The sequence below is a fragment of the Pseudomonas sp. BNK-45 genome, assembly GCF_047456255.1.
Classification (GTDB): Bacteria; Pseudomonadota; Gammaproteobacteria; order Pseudomonadales; family Pseudomonadaceae; genus Aquipseudomonas.
In genome coordinates, this window is sequence record NZ_CP179909.1 from 2,179,604 (window position 1) to 2,195,712 (window position 16,109).

A 16,109-nucleotide genomic window follows, 5' to 3' on the forward strand; every position below is an offset into this window, starting at 1 on the left:
GGGGCTGCCATGTTACGTACTATCAACTTCATGGGCGTCCGCAACTTTGCGTTCGGCGTCACAGTGCTCCTCACCGTTCTGGCGTTGTTCAGCTGGTTCCACAAGGGGTTGAACTACGGTCTGGACTTCACCGGCGGTACGCTCATCGAGCTGACCTACGAGCGTCCGGCGGATGTGATGAAGGTGCGTTCGCAACTGAACGACGCCGGTTATCACGAAGCCATCGTGCAGAGCTTTGGTGCGACCACCGACCTGCTGGTGCGGATGCCGGGTGAAGACCCGCAACTGGGTCACCAGGTGGCCGAAGCGTTGCAGAAGGTCGGCGGCGACAATCCGGCGCAGGTCAAGCGTGTCGAGTTCGTCGGCCCGCAAGTGGGTGAAGAGCTGCGCGACCAGGGCGGTCTGGGCATGCTCATGGCGCTGGGCGGCATCCTGATCTACCTGGCTTTCCGCTTCCAGTGGAAGTTCGCCGTGGGCGCCATCGTTTCGCTGATCCACGACGTGATCGTGACCGTGGGTATCCTGTCGTTCTTTCAGATCACCTTCGACCTGACGGTGCTGGCGGCGGTGCTGGCGATCATCGGTTACTCCCTCAACGACACCATCGTGGTGTTCGACCGGGTGCGTGAGAACTTCCGGGTGCTGCGCAAGGCCAGCCTGATCGAGAACATCAACATCTCGACCACTCAGACCCTGCTGCGGACCATGGCGACGTCGATCTCCACCTTGCTGGCGATCATTGCGCTGCTGTTCTTCGGTGGTGACAACCTGCACGGCTTCTCCATCGCCCTGTTTGTCGGTGTGCTGGCGGGTACCTACTCGTCGATCTATATCGCCAACGTGGTGCTGATCTGGCTGAACCTGAACAGCGAGGACCTGATTCCTCCGGCCAACACCGAGAAGGAAGTGGACGACCGTCCTTGAGGATCTAGCCCTTTTCCGGCTGTCAGTTAAAAAGGCGCGAGTGTTGAACTCGCGCCTTTTTTATTGCTCCAACGCTGGGAGAAGCGCGGGCTAAGTCCCGTTTGTATGGTCAGGAGGTTCACGTGAACAAGTCGTTGCTGGTTGGTGCGGTATTGGGTGCTGTCGGTGTCACCGCCGGGGGTGCTGTTGCCACCTACAGCCTGGTTAAAAGCGGCCCTGAGTATGCGCAAGTGCTGGCTGTGCAGCCGGTCAAGCAACAGATCAAGACCCCTCGCGAAGTCTGCAAGGACGTTGCGGTCACCCGTCAGCGCCCGGTCAAGGATGAGCATCAGATCCTCGGCACCGTGGCCGGTGCGGTGGGCGGTGGCCTGCTGGGCAGCATGATTGGCAATGGTAACGGCAAGAAGCTTGCCACTGTGGCCGGCGCCGTGGGTGGCGGATATGCGGGTAACAAGGTGCAGGAAGGCATGCAGGAGCGTGACACCTACACCACCACGCAGACTCGCTGCAACACGGTCAATGACATCAGTGACAAGATCGTCGGTTACGACGTGAAGTACGACCTGGGCGGCAAGCAAGGTCAGGTGCGCATGGATCGCGATCCGGGCAACCAGATCCCGGTGGATAAAGAAGGGCGTCTGATTCTCGGCCAGAACCAGAATCAGCCGGGTCAATAACCCGCGCTTGCAGGAGTCTGCTTGCCGGCGAATGGGCTCTGAGATTGCCTTCGCCAGCAACTCGGCTCCTGCGGGGCGGGTTTTGCGGACATAAAAAAAGCACCTCGAAGGGTGCTTTTTTTGTCGCTGGCGCTTAGCGCTTCAGCGAGGCCGGCAGGTGCGGCTGGATGGCGGTCAGGACCGCTTTGAAGCATTTGGTGTTGCCGGCTACCACATGGCCTTTTTCCAGGAAGTCGTGACCGCCGGTGAAGTCGCTCACCAGGCCGCCGGCTTCTTGAATCAGCAGGGCGCCTGCTGCCATGTCCCATTCGGACAGGCCCGACTCCCAGAACGCATCGAAACGACCGGCGGCGACGTAGGCCAGGTCCAGGCTCGCAGCGCCAGCACGGCGAATACCGGCGGTCTGGCCCACCAGGGCGCGGAACATGCCCAGGTAGTTGTCGAGGTTGTCCATTTGATCGTCACGGAACGGGAAGCCGGTGCCCAGCAGGGCGCCGTCGAGGCTGGTGCGACCGCTGACCCGCAGGCGGCGACCGTTCAGCTGGGCGCCACGGCCGCGGCTGGCGGTGAATTCTTCCTGGCGAACCGGATCGAGGACCACGGCGTGTTCCAGGCGGCCACGGTATTTGCAGGCGATGCTTACGGCAAAGTGCGGGATGCCACGCAGGAAGTTGGTGGTGCCGTCCAGTGGGTCGATGATCCACAGGTAGTCTTCACCTTCGCCGCTACCGGCATGCAGGCCGGTTTCTTCGCCGAGGATGGCGTGGGTCGGGTAGGCCTTGCGCAATGCGTCGATGATCTTCTGCTCGGCGGCACGATCAACTTCGGATACGTAGTCTTTGGCGTCTTTTTCGTCGACCTTGATGGTATCCAGGCGCTCGATGGAGCGGAAAATCAATTCACTGGCGCTGCGGGCGGCGCGCAGCGCGATATTCAGCATTGGCTGCATGGATAGGTCACCTAAGGTTGTTAAAGAAAGCCGAGCATTCTAGCAGAAAACTTTTGCAGATGAAGGTCGGCGTTCGCTTTGATTGCATCGATCCGCTGTGTGGCGCAGTTCGAGGGTGTGGGTGCGCCTCGCTGGCCGACTGCGCTTGATGGGCGGGTCGTTGGTTGTGGATGGTTATTTTTGAGGCGGGAGTCTTGCCTGTTCTGTAAGATTTGCTCCCCTTTCCCGTGTCCGAGAGCGCCTCCCTTGCTGCAGAACATTCGTGTCGTCCTGGTCAATACCAGTCATCCCGGCAATATCGGCGGGGCTGCGCGTGCCATGAAGAACATGGGCCTGTCGCGGCTGGTGCTGGTGGAGCCCCGGGTGTTTCCGTCCCATGAGGCCGATGCGCGGGCTTCCGGTGCCACCGATATCCTGGAGAGCGCCCAGGTGGTCGCCACCCTTGAGGAGGCCCTGGCCGGTTGCACTCTGGTATTTGGTACCAGTGCTCGTGATCGACGCATTCCCTGGCCGCTGCTGGATCCTCGTGAATCCGGCCTGAAAGTGGTGGAAGAAGCCGGGCAGGGCGCGCAGATCGCTCTGGTCTTCGGTCGTGAAGATTCCGGCCTGACCAATGACGAGCTGCAGCGATGTCATTTCCACGTGCATATCCCGTCGGACCCGGCGTTCAGCTCGCTGAATCTGGCCACGGCAGTGCAGGTGTTGACTTATGAAGTGCGCATGTCCTGGCTGGCGGCCCAAGGTCGGCCGACCAAGGTTGAGAAGGATGAAGTGGCCTCGCCGCGCAGTGAAGAGCTGGCGACCATGGATGAGTTGGAGCGGTTTTACGAGCATCTGCAGCAGACGCTGGTGGCCATCGACTTTCTCGATCCGGAAAAACCGCGGCACTTGATGGCGCGCCTGCGTCGGTTGTACGGTCGCAGCTCGGTCAGCCGGGTGGAAATGAATATATTGCGTGGCATTCTCACGGAAACCCAGAAAGCGGCCCGTGGAGAGCTACAAAAGCGGAAGGATCAATGATGTTCGAGCGTCTGCGTGAAGATATCCAAAGCGTATTTCATCGTGACCCGGCGGCGCGCAATGCGTTCGAGGTGCTGACCTGCTACCCGGGGATGCACGCGATCTGGATTCACCGCTTGTCCGCTGCCCTGTGGGGCATGGGCTGGAAATGGCTGGCGCGGCTGGTGTCGAACTTCGGTCGCTGGCTGACCGGGATCGAGATTCACCCGGGGGCCAAGGTGGGGCGTCGTTTCTTCATTGACCATGGCATGGGCATCGTCATTGGTGAAACCGCCGAGATCGGTGATGATGTCACGCTCTATCAGGGGGTGACCCTGGGCGGTACCAGCTGGAACAAGGGCAAGCGCCATCCGACCCTGGAGGACGGCGTGGTAGTGGGTGCGGGCGCCAAGGTGCTGGGCCCCTTCACGGTCGGTGCGGGGGCCAAGGTCGGTTCCAATGCGGTGGTGACCAAGGCGGTGCCGGCGGGCGCGACAGTGGTCGGCATTCCGGGGCGGATCATCATGAAGTCCAGTGACGAGCAGGAAGCCAAGCGCAAGGCGATGGCGGAGAAGCTCGGTTTCGATGCCTATGGCGTCAGCGAGGACATGCCTGATCCGGTGGCGCGGGCCATTGGTCAGTTGCTCGACCATCTGCAGGCGGTGGACGCTCGCCTGGAGGGTGTGTGCGGCGCTCTGAAGGACCTGGGCAGTGACTACTGCGCCAAGGATCTGCCAGCCCTGCGAGAGGAAGACTTCGCAGCAGTCAAAGGCAAGAGCGACAGCCAGATCGGCTGATGGCCTGGCCGGCGGCTCCTCGTCCAGGGGGCCGCTTGCCGGCGAAAGGGGGCTGAGGCGCCCTAGGTGACCCGCAGGTCAGTTGTCGGCAACCTGCTGTGCCATTACGTCGCAGACTTTGCTATGATTCGCGCGCTCTTTTGCGGGTAAACCCGACTAAAGTAGTTGGTCTTATAGTTGACCTGATTACTCGGGTATTGCATACTCGCCTCCATTCCGAAACTCCGTGGTACTTGTCCATGCGACTGACTACTAAAGGCCGATACGCGGTGACCGCCATGCTTGATCTGGCGTTGCACGCGCAACATGGCCCGGTCTCCCTGGCCGATATCTCTGAGCGCCAAGGCATTTCCCTGTCCTACCTCGAACAGCTTTTCGCCAAACTGCGTCGCAGTAACCTGGTGTCCAGCGTCCGTGGTCCGGGTGGCGGCTATCAGCTGTCCCGTGACATGCAGGGGATCCAGGTGGCCCAGGTGATCGATGCCGTGAACGAATCGGTCGATGCCACCAAATGCCAGGGGCTGGGTGATTGCCATGCCGGCGACACCTGCCTGACCCATCACCTGTGGTGCGACCTGAGCCTGCAGATCCACGAATTTCTGAGCGGTATCAGCTTGGCAGACCTTGTCACTCGCCGTGAGGTACAAGAAGTTGCCCAGCGTCAGGATCAGCGCCGTTGTAATGGCAAGGCGCCGCGCCTGGACAAGATTGAAGCGTCAGCCGTCGAATGACAGCCATAGAGCTAGCGGCACGCCAGCCAGCCTGATTTAGGAGAGAGTCCATGAAATTGCCGATTTACCTTGATTACTCTGCAACCACCCCGGTTGATCCGCGCGTGGCGCAGAAGATGAGTGAATGCCTGCTGGTCGACGGAAACTTCGGTAACCCGGCGTCCCGCTCCCACGTGTTTGGCTGGAAGGCCGAAGAGTCGGTGGAAAATGCCCGTCGCCAAGTGGCAGACCTGGTCAACGCCGACCCGCGTGAAATCGTCTGGACCTCCGGTGCCACCGAGTCCGACAACCTGGCAATCAAGGGTGTCGCGCATTTCTATCACACCAAGGGCAAGCACCTGATCACCTCGAAGATCGAGCACAAGGCTGTCCTGGACACCATGCGCCAGCTTGAGCGTGAAGGCTTCGAAGTGACCTACATCGAGCCGGGCGAAGACGGTCTGATCACTCCGGCCATGGTTGAAGCAGCTCTGCGTGACGACACCATCCTGGTTTCGATCATGCATGTGAACAACGAGATCGGCACCATCAACGACATCGCCGCCATCGGCGAGTTGACCCGCTCCAAAGGCGTCCTGTTCCACGTCGACGGCGCTCAGTCCACCGGCAAGGTCGAGATCGACCTGCAGGCCCTGAAAGTCGACCTGATGTCCTTCTCGGCCCACAAGACCTACGGTCCTAAAGGCATCGGCGCGCTGTACGTCAGCCGCAAGCCGCGGGTGCGCCTGGAAGCCACCATGCACGGCGGCGGTCACGAGCGCGGCATGCGTTCCGGCACCCTGGCCACTCACCAGATCGTCGGCATGGGCGAAGCCTTCCGCGTCGCCAAGGAAGACATGGCGGCCGAGAATGCCCGCATCAAGGCCTTGAGCGAGCGCTTCTACAAGCAGGTCGAGCACTTGGAAGAGCTGTACATCAACGGCAGCATGACTGCCCGCGTGCCGCACAACCTGAACCTGAGCTTCAACTACGTTGAAGGCGAGTCGCTGATCATGGCCCTCAAGGACCTGGCGGTGTCTTCCGGCTCGGCTTGCACTTCGGCGTCGCTCGAGCCTTCGTACGTGCTGCGCGCCCTGGGCCGCAACGACGAGCTGGCTCACAGCTCGATCCGCTTCACCTTCGGCCGCTTCACCACCGAAGAAGAAATCGATTACGCAGCGCAGAAAGTCTGCGAAGCCGTTACCAAGCTGCGCGCTTTGTCGCCGCTGTGGGACATGTACAAAGATGGCGTCGATATCTCGAAGATCGAGTGGGCGGCACACTGAATATAAGTCGCCGCACAGGGTTCTGTAGAGCGTGCCGATAACGGCGATTTGCGGAACCCGAGAGCGACTCTCTGATGAGTGAGGATTAAGAATCATGGCTTACAGCGAAAAGGTCATCGACCACTACGAGAACCCGCGTAACGTCGGCAAGATGGACGCGGAAGATCCTGATGTCGGCACCGGCATGGTCGGCGCTCCCGCCTGCGGCGACGTGATGCGTCTGCAGATCAAGGTTAACGAGCAGGGCATCATCGAGGACGCCAAGTTCAAGACCTATGGCTGCGGTTCCGCCATTGCCTCCAGCTCCCTGGCCACTGAGTGGATGAAGGGCAAGACGCTGGATGAAGCCGAAACCATCAAGAACACCCAGCTGGCAGAAGAGCTGGCCCTGCCTCCAGTGAAGATTCACTGCTCGGTACTCGCCGAAGACGCCATCAAGGCCGCCGTTCGCGACTACAAGCAGAAGAAAGGCCTGATCTGATCGATCGGCTTTCACAGATTTGGCGACAAGTAAGGAGTCACGATGGCTATCAGCATGACAGAAGCGGCTGCTCAACACGTGCGACGCTCCCTCAACGGGCGCGGCAAGGGTGATGGGATTCGTCTGGGTGTTCGCACCACAGGCTGTTCCGGCCTTGCCTATGTGCTGGAGTTCGTCGACGAGATCGGCGAGGACGATCAGGTGTTCGAGAGTCACGGCGAGAAAGTGATCATCGACCCGAAAAGCCTGACCTATCTGGACGGCACCGAGCTTGATTTCGTCAAGGAAGGGTTGAACGAAGGCTTCAAGTTCAACAACCCCAACGTGCGCGGTGAATGTGGCTGCGGCGAAAGCTTCAACATCTGAGGCTTCCAGTGGGTACTCCTTGTCATTTCGCTTTATTTGAGCTGCAACCGAGCTTCCGCCTGGATCTCGAGCAGCTGGCCGCGCGCTACCGTGAGTTGGCGCGCGGGGTTCATCCTGACCGTTTTGCCGATGCGTCCGAGCGTGAGCAGCGCCTGGCCCTGGAGCAGTCGGCAAGCCTCAATGAGGCTTATCAGACGCTCAAGAGTCCGCCCAAGCGTGCCCGTTATCTGTTGGCGTTGAAGGGTGGCGAGTTGCCGCTGGAAGTCACGGTGCATGATCCCGAGTTTCTTCTGCAGCAGATGCAGTGGCGCGAAGAGCTCGAAGACCTGCAGGACAGCGCCGACCTGGCCGGTGTGGCGGCATTCAAGCGGCGGTTGAAGATTGCCCAGGATGAACTGAACGAAAGCTTCGCAGCCTGTTGGGATGATGCAGCGCAGCGCGAGCAGGCCGAGCGCCTGATGCGGCGCATGCAGTTCCTCGACAAGCTCACCTACGAAGTGCGCCAGTTAGAAGAGCGCCTCGACGATTAACCCAGTGCCGCTCCGGTCGCACGCCTGATATACAGATAAGTCCAGATAAGCATGGCCCTACTGCAGATCGCCGAACCCGGCCAAAGTCCTCAACCGCACCAGCGTCGCCTGGCTGTGGGAATCGACTTGGGCACTACCAATTCGCTGGTCGCTGCCTTGCGCAGTGGTCTTTCCGAGCCTCTGGCCGACGCGCAGGGTCAGGTGATTCTGCCGTCCGCCGTGCGTTATCACGCCGACCGCGTCGAAGTGGGCGAATCCGCCCGCCTGGCCGCGCCCACCGATCCCTTGAACACCGTGCTTTCGGTCAAGCGCCTGATGGGGCGCGGGCTGGCCGACGTCAAGCAGCTGGGCGAACAACTGCCCTATCGCTTCGTTGACGGCGAGTCGCACATGCCGTTCATCGAGACCATCCAGGGGCCGAAAAGCCCGGTGGAGGTCTCCGCGGAAGTGCTGAAGGTGTTGCGTCAGCGCGCTGAAGCGACCCTGGGTGGCGAGCTGGTGGGGGCGGTGATTACTGTTCCGGCCTATTTCGACGATGCCCAGCGTCAAGCCACCAAGGATGCGGCCAAGCTGGCCGGTCTGAATGTGCTGCGCTTGCTCAACGAACCGACCGCGGCTGCCGTGGCCTACGGCCTGGACCAGCATGCCGAGGGCGTGGTGGCGATCTATGACCTGGGTGGCGGTACCTTCGATATTTCCATCCTGCGCCTGACCGGCGGTGTCTTCGAGGTGCTGGCCACCGGCGGCGATACCGCCCTGGGTGGCGATGACTTCGATCACGCCATTGCCGGCTGGATCATCGAGGGCGCGGGCTTGTCCGCCGACCTGGATCCGGGCACTCAGCGCAACCTGTTGCAAACCGCCTGTGCGGCCAAGGAAGCCCTGACCCATGCCGCCTCGGTGGAAGTGGTTTACGGTGACTGGCGCGCCGCGCTGACCCGCGAAACCTTCGATGCCCTGATCGAGCCCATGGTGGCGCGCAGCCTCAAGGCCTGCCGTCGCGCCGTTCGTGACTCCAATGTCGAACTGGACGAAGTGCAGGCAGTGGTCATGGTGGGCGGTTCGACCCGGGTGCCGCGAGTGCGGGAAGCGGTCGCCGAAATGTTCGGTCGCCAGCCGCTGACCGAAATCGACCCGGATCAAGTGGTGGCCATTGGTGCTGCGATCCAGGCCGATACCCTGGCCGGTAACAAGCGCGAAGGTGGCGAGTTGTTGCTGCTGGACGTGATTCCGCTGTCCCTGGGTCTGGAAACCATGGGCGGGCTGATGGAGAAGGTGATTCCGCGCAACACCACCATCCCGGTGGCCCGTGCCCAGGACTTCACGACTTACAAAGATGGCCAGACGGCCATGATGATTCATGTGCTGCAGGGCGAGCGTGAGCTGATCAGCGACTGCCGCTCCCTGGCGCGCTTCGAATTGCGCGGCATCCCGCCGATGGTGGCGGGTGCGGCGAAGATCCGCGTGACCTTCCAGGTCGATGCCGACGGTCTGCTCAGCGTCTCGGCACGGGAGCTGGGGTCGGGCGTGGAAGCCAGCATCCAGGTCAAGCCGTCCTACGGCCTGACCGACGGCGAGATCGCCAAGATGCTCAAGGACTCCTTCCAGTACGCCGGCGACGACAAGGTGGCCCGCGTGCTGCGGGAGCAGCAGGTTGATGCCCAGCGGCTGATCGAGGCCGTGCAAGGCGCTCTGGACGCGGACGGTGATCGCCTGCTGGACGCTGAAGAGCGCATGGTCATCGAGCTGCAGATGCAGGAACTGAGTGAATTGATGCGTGGCACCGATGGTTACGCCATCGAGCAGCAGACCAAGCGTCTGTCGCAAGTGACCGATGCCTTTGCTGCCCGCCGCCTGGATTCGACGGTGAAAGCCGCCCTGGCGGGGCGCAACCTGAATGAAATCGAGGAATAACTGATGCCGCAGATCATTTTTCTGCCACACGCCGTGTTCTGCCCGGACGGTCTGGTTGTCGAGGTCGAGCCCGGGGTTTCGGTGCTCGAGGTGGCCCATGACAACCACATCGAGATCGAGAGCGCCTGCGGCGGCGTCTGTGCCTGTACCACCTGCCACTGCATCATTCGTGAAGGGTTCGATTCGCTGAACGAAGCCGACGAGCTGGAAGAAGACTTGCTGGACAAGGCCTGGGGCCTGGAAGCGCAATCGCGGCTGTCGTGCCAGGCCATCGTCGGCGACGAAGACCTGACCGTTGAAATTCCCAAGTACTCGCTCAACCATGCCGCCGAAGCGCCGCACTGATTCAAGGAGTCGTCATGAGTCTGAAGTGGGTTGATGTACTGGAAATCGCGATCCAGCTGGCTGAGTCCAAGCCCGATGTGGATCCGCGTTATGTGAACTTTGTCGATCTGCACCAATGGGTTCTGGCATTGCCGGAGTTCAGCGACGATCCGGCTCGCGGAGGCGAGAAGGTTCTTGAAGCAATTCAGGCCGCCTGGATCGACGAAGCGGACTGAATCCGCAGGCTACGCAGTTAGGCAATCCCTATAAACCCGCGTATAATTCGCGGGTTTAATTTTTCGCTTTAATCACCGTTTCTGGAGTTACACCATGGCTGTTCAACGTACTTTCTCCATCATCAAGCCTGACGCTGTTGCAAAAAACGTTATCGGCAAGATCGTTTCCCGTTTTGAAGAAGCCGGCCTGCGCGTTGTAGCTTCGAAAATGAAGCAACTGTCCAAGGCTGAAGCTGAAGGCTTCTACGCTGAGCACAGCGAGCGTGGCTTCTTCGGCGAACTGGTTGCCTTCATGACTTCCGGTCCAGTTGTTGTTCAGGTTCTGGAAGGCGAAAACGCCATCGCTCGCAACCGTGAGCTGATGGGCGCTACCAACCCTAAAGAAGCTGCTGCCGGCACCATCCGTGCTGACTTCGCCGAGTCCATCGACGCCAACGCCGTTCACGGTTCGGACTCCGAAGCTGCCGCTGCTCGCGAAATCGCTTACTTCTTCGCAGCTACTGAAGTAACCGCTCGCTGAGTAAGGCTTGCGCGTGAGGGGTGAGACCATGACTACATCGATCGGCAAAACTAACCTGTTGGGGCTGACTCAACCGGAAATGGAGAAATTCTTCGACTCAATCGGGGAGAAGCGTTTCCGTGCCGGTCAGGTAATGAAATGGATTCACCACTTTGGCGTCGATGATTTCGACGCCATGACGAATGTCGGCAAGGCCTTGCGCGAAAAGCTCAAGGCCGTTGCCGAGATTCGCGGTCCGGAAGTGGTCAGCGAGGACATCTCCAGCGATGGCACCCGTAAATGGGTGGTGCGCGTGGCGTCCGGCAGCTGCGTCGAGACCGTGTACATTCCCCAGGGCAAGCGCGGCACGCTGTGCGTTTCGTCCCAGGCAGGCTGTGCCCTGGACTGCAGTTTCTGCTCCACCGGCAAGCAAGGCTTCAATAGCAACCTCACCGCCGCCGAAGTCATCGGCCAGGTGTGGATTGCCAACAAATCCTTTGGCAGCGTCCCGGCGACCGTCGACCGTGCCATCACCAACGTGGTGATGATGGGCATGGGTGAGCCGCTGCTGAACTTCGACAACGTCATCGCGGCCATGCACCTGATGATGGACGACCTGGGCTACGGCATTTCCAAGCGCCGGGTGACCCTGTCCACCTCCGGCGTGGTGCCGATGATCGATGAGCTGGCCAAGCACATCGACGTCTCCCTGGCGTTGTCGCTGCACGCACCCAACGATGCGCTGCGCAACCAGCTGGTACCGATCAACAAGAAGTACCCGCTGAAAATGCTTCTCGAGTCCTGCCAGCGCTACATGTCCGCCCTGGGCGAGAAGCGCGTGCTGACCATCGAGTACACCCTGCTCAAGGATGTCAACGACAAGCTGGAACACGCCGTTGAAATGATCGAGTTGCTCAAGGACGTTCCTTGCAAGATCAACCTGATTCCGTTCAACCCGTTCCCTCACTCCGGCTACGAACGTCCGAGCAACAATGCCATTCGCCGTTTCCAGGACCAGCTGCATCACGCCGGCTTCAATGTCACCGTGCGCACGACTCGCGGTGAGGACATCGACGCCGCCTGCGGGCAGTTGGTCGGGCAGGTGCTGGACCGCACCCGTCGCAGCGAACGCTATATCGCCGTGCGTGAGTTGAGCGCCGACGCCGATATGCCGCAAAGCGCTGCGACCCGTACTTGAGAGAGGAACTCCATGACCCTGCGCTTCGCGCTGCTCCTGCTCGTTGCCAGTCTCTGTGCTGGCTGTGTTCTGTCGGGTGATTCCAATCCGCTGAACACCAGCAAGGGCCGCGATGAGGCGCGTGCCGCCTATGTGCAACTGGGGCTGGGTTATCTGCAGCAAGGCATGAGCGAGCGCGCCAAGGTTCCGTTGCGCAAGGCTCTGGAACTGGCTCCTGCCGATGCCGATGCCAATGCCGCCCTGGCGTTGGTGTTTCAGGCCGAGATGGAGCCGGCGCTGGCCGACGAGCATTTTCGCCAGGCCCTGGCGGCCCGTCCGGACGATGCGCGAATCCTCAATAACTACGGCAGTTTCCTGTTCGAAGAAAAACGTTACAAAGAGGCCTATCAGCGTTTTGAGCAAGCCGCGGCTGATACTCTGTACCCCGAACGTTCCCGGGTGTTTGAAAGCCTCGGGATGACCGCTTCGAAGCTGGGCCAGCGTGAGCTGGCCCGGTTGCAACTGGAAAAAGCCCTGCGCCTGAATCACCAACAGCCCCGCGCGTTGCTGGAAATGGCTGAGTTGTCTTACGAAGACAGGCATTATGTGCCCGCCCGCGACTATTACGATCGTTTTAGCCTGCTCGACGCGCAAAATGCACGTAGTCTATTGCTCGGCGTTCGGCTGGCAACGGTGTTCGAAGATCGCGACAAGGCCGCCAGTTACGGTCTGCAACTAAAACGACTTTATCCCGGTACGCCGGAATATCAGCAATACCTGTCGGAGCAATGATGAAAGCGGCGCATCCCGAAGTTCAAGCAGTGACTCGCGTAAACCCCGGTGAGACCCTGCGTCAGGCCCGCGAAAGCAATGGTTGGTCGCTGGCAGAAGTGGCCCACAAGCTCAACCTCACCGTGAGCTCTCTGAGCAACCTGGAAGCCGGCGCTTTCGACAAGCTGCCAGGGCATACCTTTGCTCGCGGCTATATCCGCGCCTATGCCAAGTTGCTGGGCATGGATCAGGCGATCCTGGTTCAGGAGTTCGATCAATACACCGGTACCGACTCTCAAGGCAGCAACGTTCACGCCCTGGGACGGATCGAGGAACCGGTACGGGTTTCCCACACCATCCTGCGCATTGTCAGCTTGCTGCTGCTGGTGGCGGTGGTCGGTGGCGGTTTCATCTGGTGGCAGGATCAATCCTCCCAGCGTGGCAAGGAGCCAGTGTCCCTGAGCCCTGAGCACGTCGAGGTCGAAGGGGCCGACGGCACCACGCAGATCCATCCGATCGACGAGCCCGAAGATCAGGCGGTTGCCGAAGGTCAGAGCGAAGCCCTGGACAACGCCGCACAAGACCAGAACCAGGCCAGCGCCGAGGCGCCGGCCAATCCGCCAGCTCCTGCGGCCCCGGCTCCCGTTGTGACGCCTGCGGCACCGACCGCTCCTGTGCATGCCGCCCCAACCACCGCGCCTGTTGCCAGCGCACCGGTAGCTCAGGCTCCGGCCGCCGCGCCCGCTGTGCCGGCAAATGCTGGCAATGCCGCAGCGCCGAGCTCGCCGGTCGCCGGTTCGGGTCAGGTACAGATCCAGTTCAGCGCCGATTGCTGGGCCCAGGTCATCGATGGCAACGGCAAGATTCTGCTCAGCGCCCTCAAGCGCAAGGGCGAGAACGTTGATGTCAGCGGCAAGCCACCTTTTGCCGTGCGTCTGGGTTATGCCCGTGGCGCACAAATCACTTACAACGGTCAGGCGGTGGATATCGCCCCGTTCACCAGTGGCGAGACTGCTCGCCTGAAGTTAGGTCAATAAGTCATGCACGGCGAATCTCCAATCAAACGTCGCGAGTCCCGCAAGATCTGGGTCGGCTCGGTACCGGTCGGCGGCGATGCGCCGATCGCGGTGCAGAGCATGACCAACAGCGACACCAACGACGTAGCGGCAACCGTCGCCCAGATCAACCGCCTGGAAGCTGCCGGTGTCGACATCGTCCGGGTTTCGGTGCCGGACATGGACGCCGCCGAAGCGTTCGGCCGGATCAAGCAGCAGGTCAAGGTGCCCCTGGTAGCCGACATTCACTTCGACTACAAGATCGCTTTGCGCGTGGCCGAGCTGGGTGTCGATTGCCTGCGGATCAACCCCGGCAACATCGGTCGCGAAGACCGGGTTCGCGCCGTGGTGGACGCCGCTCGTGATCGCGGGATCCCGATCCGTATCGGGGTCAACGCCGGCTCCCTGGAAAAGGACCTGCAGAAGAAGTACGGCGAGCCGACTCCGGCTGCGCTGGTCGAGTCGGCACTGCGTCATGTCGAGCACCTCGAACGCCTGAATTTCCAGGACTTCAAGGTCAGCGTTAAGGCTTCCGACGTGTTCATGGCGGTCGAAGCCTACCGTTTGCTGGCCAAGGAAATCATTCAACCCTTGCACCTGGGCATCACTGAAGCCGGTGGATTGCGTTCAGGCACGGTGAAATCCGCTGTCGGCCTCGGTATGCTGCTGGCCGAAGGGATTGGCGATACCATTCGCATCTCGTTGGCGGCCGACCCGGTCGAGGAAGTGAAGGTCGGCTACGACATTCTCAAGTCCCTGCACCTGCGTTCCCGTGGCATCAACTTCATCGCCTGCCCGAGCTGCTCGCGGCAGAATTTCGATGTGGTGAAAACCATGAACGAGCTGGAAGGGCGCCTTGAAGACCTGCTGGTGCCGTTGGATGTCGCGGTGATCGGTTGCGTGGTCAACGGCCCGGGTGAAGCCAAAGAGGCGCACATCGGTCTGACCGGCGGTACGCCGAACCTGATCTACATCGACGGCAAGCCGGCACAGAAACTGACCAATGACAATCTGGTGGACGAGCTCGAAAAGCTGATCCGGCAGAAGGCGGCCGAAAAGGTCGAAGCCGACGCAGCGCTGATCGCTCGCGGCTAACCGAACGTATTTAAGGATTTTTTGTGAGCAAGTCTCTGCAAGCCATTCGTGGCATGAATGACATCCTGCCCGAGCAGACGCCCCTGTGGCGTTATTTCGAGGGTACCGTCGCGCGTCTGCTGGATAACTACGGCTACAAGCAGATCCGCATGCCGATCGTCGAGTTCACCGAGCTGTTCAAGCGCTCCATCGGTGAAGTGACCGACATCGTCGAAAAAGAGATGTACACCTTCGAAGACCGCAACGGCGACTCCCTGACCTTGCGTCCGGAAGGCACCGCGGCTTGCGTTCGCGCGGCCCTGGAGCATGGCCTGACCGGTGCTGGCCAGGTGCAGAAACTGTGGTACATCGGCCCGATGTTCCGTCACGAGCGTCCACAGAAAGGCCGTTATCGCCAGTTCCACCAGATCGGTCTGGAGGTGTTCAACCTCGACGGTCCGGATATCGACGCCGAGCTGATCGTGCTGACCTGGCGCCTGTGGGGCGAGCTGGGCATCCGTGATGCGGTGAAGCTCGAACTCAACAGCCTGGGTACTTCCGAAGCCCGTGCCCGCTATCGCGATGCCCTGGTGGAATTCCTCTCGGCCCGTCACGACAAGCTGGACGAAGACAGCCAGCGTCGCCTGAAGAGCAACCCGCTGCGGGTTCTGGACACCAAGGATCCAGGCACCCAGGCCGTACTGGTGGACGCGCCGAAGCTGGCCGACTACCTCGACGAAGAATCCCGGGTTCACTTCGAGGGCCTCAAGGCTCGCCTGGATGCCGCCGGGATTCCTTATGTGATCAACCCGAAGCTGGTCCGCGGCCTGGATTACTACAGCAAGACCGTTTTCGAATGGGTGACCGACAAGCTCGGTGCCCAGGGCACCGTCTGCGCGGGTGGCCGTTATGACGGCCTGGTGGAGCAGATGGGCGGCAAGCCGACCTCGGGCGTGGGTTTCGCCATGGGTATCGAGCGTCTGGTGCTGATGCTGGAAACCCTGGAGCAGGTGCCGGAATCGATTTCCCGCCAGGTGGATGTCTATCTCTGCGCCTTTGGCGAGGCTGCCGAATTGGCGGGGCTGGCCCTGAGCGAGCGGGTACGCGACCAGTTGCCCAACCTGCGCCTGCAGGTCAACGCCGGTGGCGGCAGCTTCAAGAGCCAATTCAAGAAGGCCGACAAGAGCGGTGCGTTGTACGCGCTGATCCTCGGTGACGACGAGCTGGCCCAGCAAGTGGTAGGTTTCAAACCCCTGCGTGGCCAGGGCGAACAACAAAGCATTGCCTGGGATGCGCTCGCGGCGCACCTGGCCACCTGCGTCGTGCAGGGTTGAAGCTGT

Annotated in this window: 19 protein-coding genes; 18 read left to right on the top strand and 1 reads right to left on the bottom strand. The window is 60.9% G+C overall.

The genetic code is table 11. The annotated features are described in order from the left end of the window. Positions 1-9: 9 nt before the first annotated feature. Together secF and ACMGG8_RS10195 are read left to right on the top strand one after the other, a co-directional pair. Positions 10-924, top strand: a complete 915-nt coding sequence (gene secF, locus ACMGG8_RS10190) for a protein translocase subunit SecF (protein WP_060840886.1) — start codon at positions 10-12, stop codon at positions 922-924. Positions 925-1,046: 122 nt separating this feature from the next. Further along, positions 1,047-1,601 carry a glycine zipper 2TM domain-containing protein gene (locus ACMGG8_RS10195; protein WP_011063221.1) on the top strand — a complete coding sequence of 185 codons (555 nt, stop codon included), beginning with the start codon at positions 1,047-1,049 and terminating at the stop codon, positions 1,599-1,601. 133 nt (positions 1,602-1,734) lie between these two features. On the opposite strand, the gene suhB is transcribed toward ACMGG8_RS10195, so the two are convergent. Next, a complete protein-coding gene (suhB, locus tag ACMGG8_RS10200; RefSeq protein WP_011063220.1) occupies positions 1,735-2,550 on the bottom strand; it encodes an inositol-phosphate phosphatase in 816 nt (271 codons plus the stop codon). Between the two features lie 246 nt (positions 2,551-2,796). Here suhB and trmJ point away from each other — a divergent pair, with 246 nt between their 5' ends. The 16 genes from trmJ (at position 2,797) to hisS (ending at position 16,103) form a co-directional block, all read left to right on the top strand. Then, complete coding sequence (trmJ, locus tag ACMGG8_RS10205) at positions 2,797-3,570, top strand: tRNA (cytosine(32)/uridine(32)-2'-O)-methyltransferase TrmJ (protein ID WP_414159543.1); 774 nt, start codon at positions 2,797-2,799, stop codon at positions 3,568-3,570. Then, complete coding sequence (gene cysE, locus ACMGG8_RS10210; protein WP_092310765.1) at positions 3,570-4,346, top strand: serine O-acetyltransferase; 777 nt, start codon at positions 3,570-3,572, stop codon at positions 4,344-4,346. The genes trmJ and cysE overlap by 1 nt, the downstream gene beginning before the upstream one ends. Before the next feature lie 239 nt (positions 4,347-4,585). Continuing rightward, a complete protein-coding gene (gene iscR / locus ACMGG8_RS10215; RefSeq protein ID WP_011063217.1) occupies positions 4,586-5,077 on the top strand; it encodes a Fe-S cluster assembly transcriptional regulator IscR in 492 nt (163 codons plus the stop codon). Positions 5,078-5,127: 50 nt separating this feature from the next. Continuing rightward, complete coding sequence (locus ACMGG8_RS10220; protein ID WP_060840883.1) at positions 5,128-6,342, top strand: IscS subfamily cysteine desulfurase; 1,215 nt, start codon at positions 5,128-5,130, stop codon at positions 6,340-6,342. Between the two features lie 94 nt (positions 6,343-6,436). Beyond that, positions 6,437-6,823: a Fe-S cluster assembly scaffold IscU gene (gene iscU / locus ACMGG8_RS10225; RefSeq protein WP_003443374.1), complete on the top strand. Its 387-nt coding sequence runs from the start codon at positions 6,437-6,439 to the stop codon at positions 6,821-6,823. A gap of 42 nt (positions 6,824-6,865) precedes the next feature. Beyond that, complete coding sequence (gene iscA / locus ACMGG8_RS10230) at positions 6,866-7,189, top strand: iron-sulfur cluster assembly protein IscA (protein ID WP_007929524.1); 324 nt, start codon at positions 6,866-6,868, stop codon at positions 7,187-7,189. Positions 7,190-7,197: 8 nt separating this feature from the next. Next, positions 7,198-7,719 (top strand): co-chaperone HscB, encoded by a 522-nt coding sequence (gene hscB / locus ACMGG8_RS10235; RefSeq protein WP_060840882.1) that lies wholly within the window; start codon positions 7,198-7,200, stop codon positions 7,717-7,719. A 51-nt stretch (positions 7,720-7,770) separates the two neighbouring features. Further along, positions 7,771-9,633: a Fe-S protein assembly chaperone HscA gene (gene hscA / locus ACMGG8_RS10240; RefSeq protein ID WP_060844529.1), complete on the top strand. Its 1,863-nt coding sequence runs from the start codon at positions 7,771-7,773 to the stop codon at positions 9,631-9,633. A gap of 3 nt (positions 9,634-9,636) precedes the next feature. Then, complete coding sequence (gene fdx, locus ACMGG8_RS10245) at positions 9,637-9,978, top strand: ISC system 2Fe-2S type ferredoxin (protein ID WP_011063213.1); 342 nt, start codon at positions 9,637-9,639, stop codon at positions 9,976-9,978. Between the two features lie 14 nt (positions 9,979-9,992). Next, on the top strand, positions 9,993-10,193 hold the full coding sequence (gene iscX / locus ACMGG8_RS10250) for a Fe-S cluster assembly protein IscX (RefSeq protein ID WP_011063212.1): 201 nt from the start codon (positions 9,993-9,995) through the stop codon (positions 10,191-10,193). A gap of 94 nt (positions 10,194-10,287) precedes the next feature. Continuing rightward, a complete protein-coding gene (ndk, locus tag ACMGG8_RS10255) occupies positions 10,288-10,713 on the top strand; it encodes a nucleoside-diphosphate kinase (protein WP_025129556.1) in 426 nt (141 codons plus the stop codon). 28 nt (positions 10,714-10,741) lie between these two features. After that, positions 10,742-11,890: a 23S rRNA (adenine(2503)-C(2))-methyltransferase RlmN gene (gene rlmN / locus ACMGG8_RS10260; protein WP_060840879.1), complete on the top strand. Its 1,149-nt coding sequence runs from the start codon at positions 10,742-10,744 to the stop codon at positions 11,888-11,890. A gap of 12 nt (positions 11,891-11,902) precedes the next feature. Next, the gene (pilW, locus tag ACMGG8_RS10265) at positions 11,903-12,661 is read left to right on the top strand and encodes a type IV pilus biogenesis/stability protein PilW (RefSeq protein WP_060840878.1); all 759 of its coding nucleotides are present in this window, start codon (positions 11,903-11,905) and stop codon (positions 12,659-12,661) included. After that, positions 12,661-13,677, top strand: a complete 1,017-nt coding sequence (locus ACMGG8_RS10270) for a RodZ domain-containing protein (RefSeq protein WP_235759712.1) — start codon at positions 12,661-12,663, stop codon at positions 13,675-13,677. The genes pilW and ACMGG8_RS10270 overlap by 1 nt, the downstream gene beginning before the upstream one ends. Before the next feature lie 3 nt (positions 13,678-13,680). Further along, a complete protein-coding gene (gene ispG / locus ACMGG8_RS10275) occupies positions 13,681-14,790 on the top strand; it encodes a flavodoxin-dependent (E)-4-hydroxy-3-methylbut-2-enyl-diphosphate synthase (protein ID WP_016968333.1) in 1,110 nt (369 codons plus the stop codon). 23 nt (positions 14,791-14,813) lie between these two features. Beyond that, complete coding sequence (gene hisS / locus ACMGG8_RS10280; RefSeq protein ID WP_060840876.1) at positions 14,814-16,103, top strand: histidine--tRNA ligase; 1,290 nt, start codon at positions 14,814-14,816, stop codon at positions 16,101-16,103. Positions 16,104-16,109 lie beyond the last annotated feature (6 nt).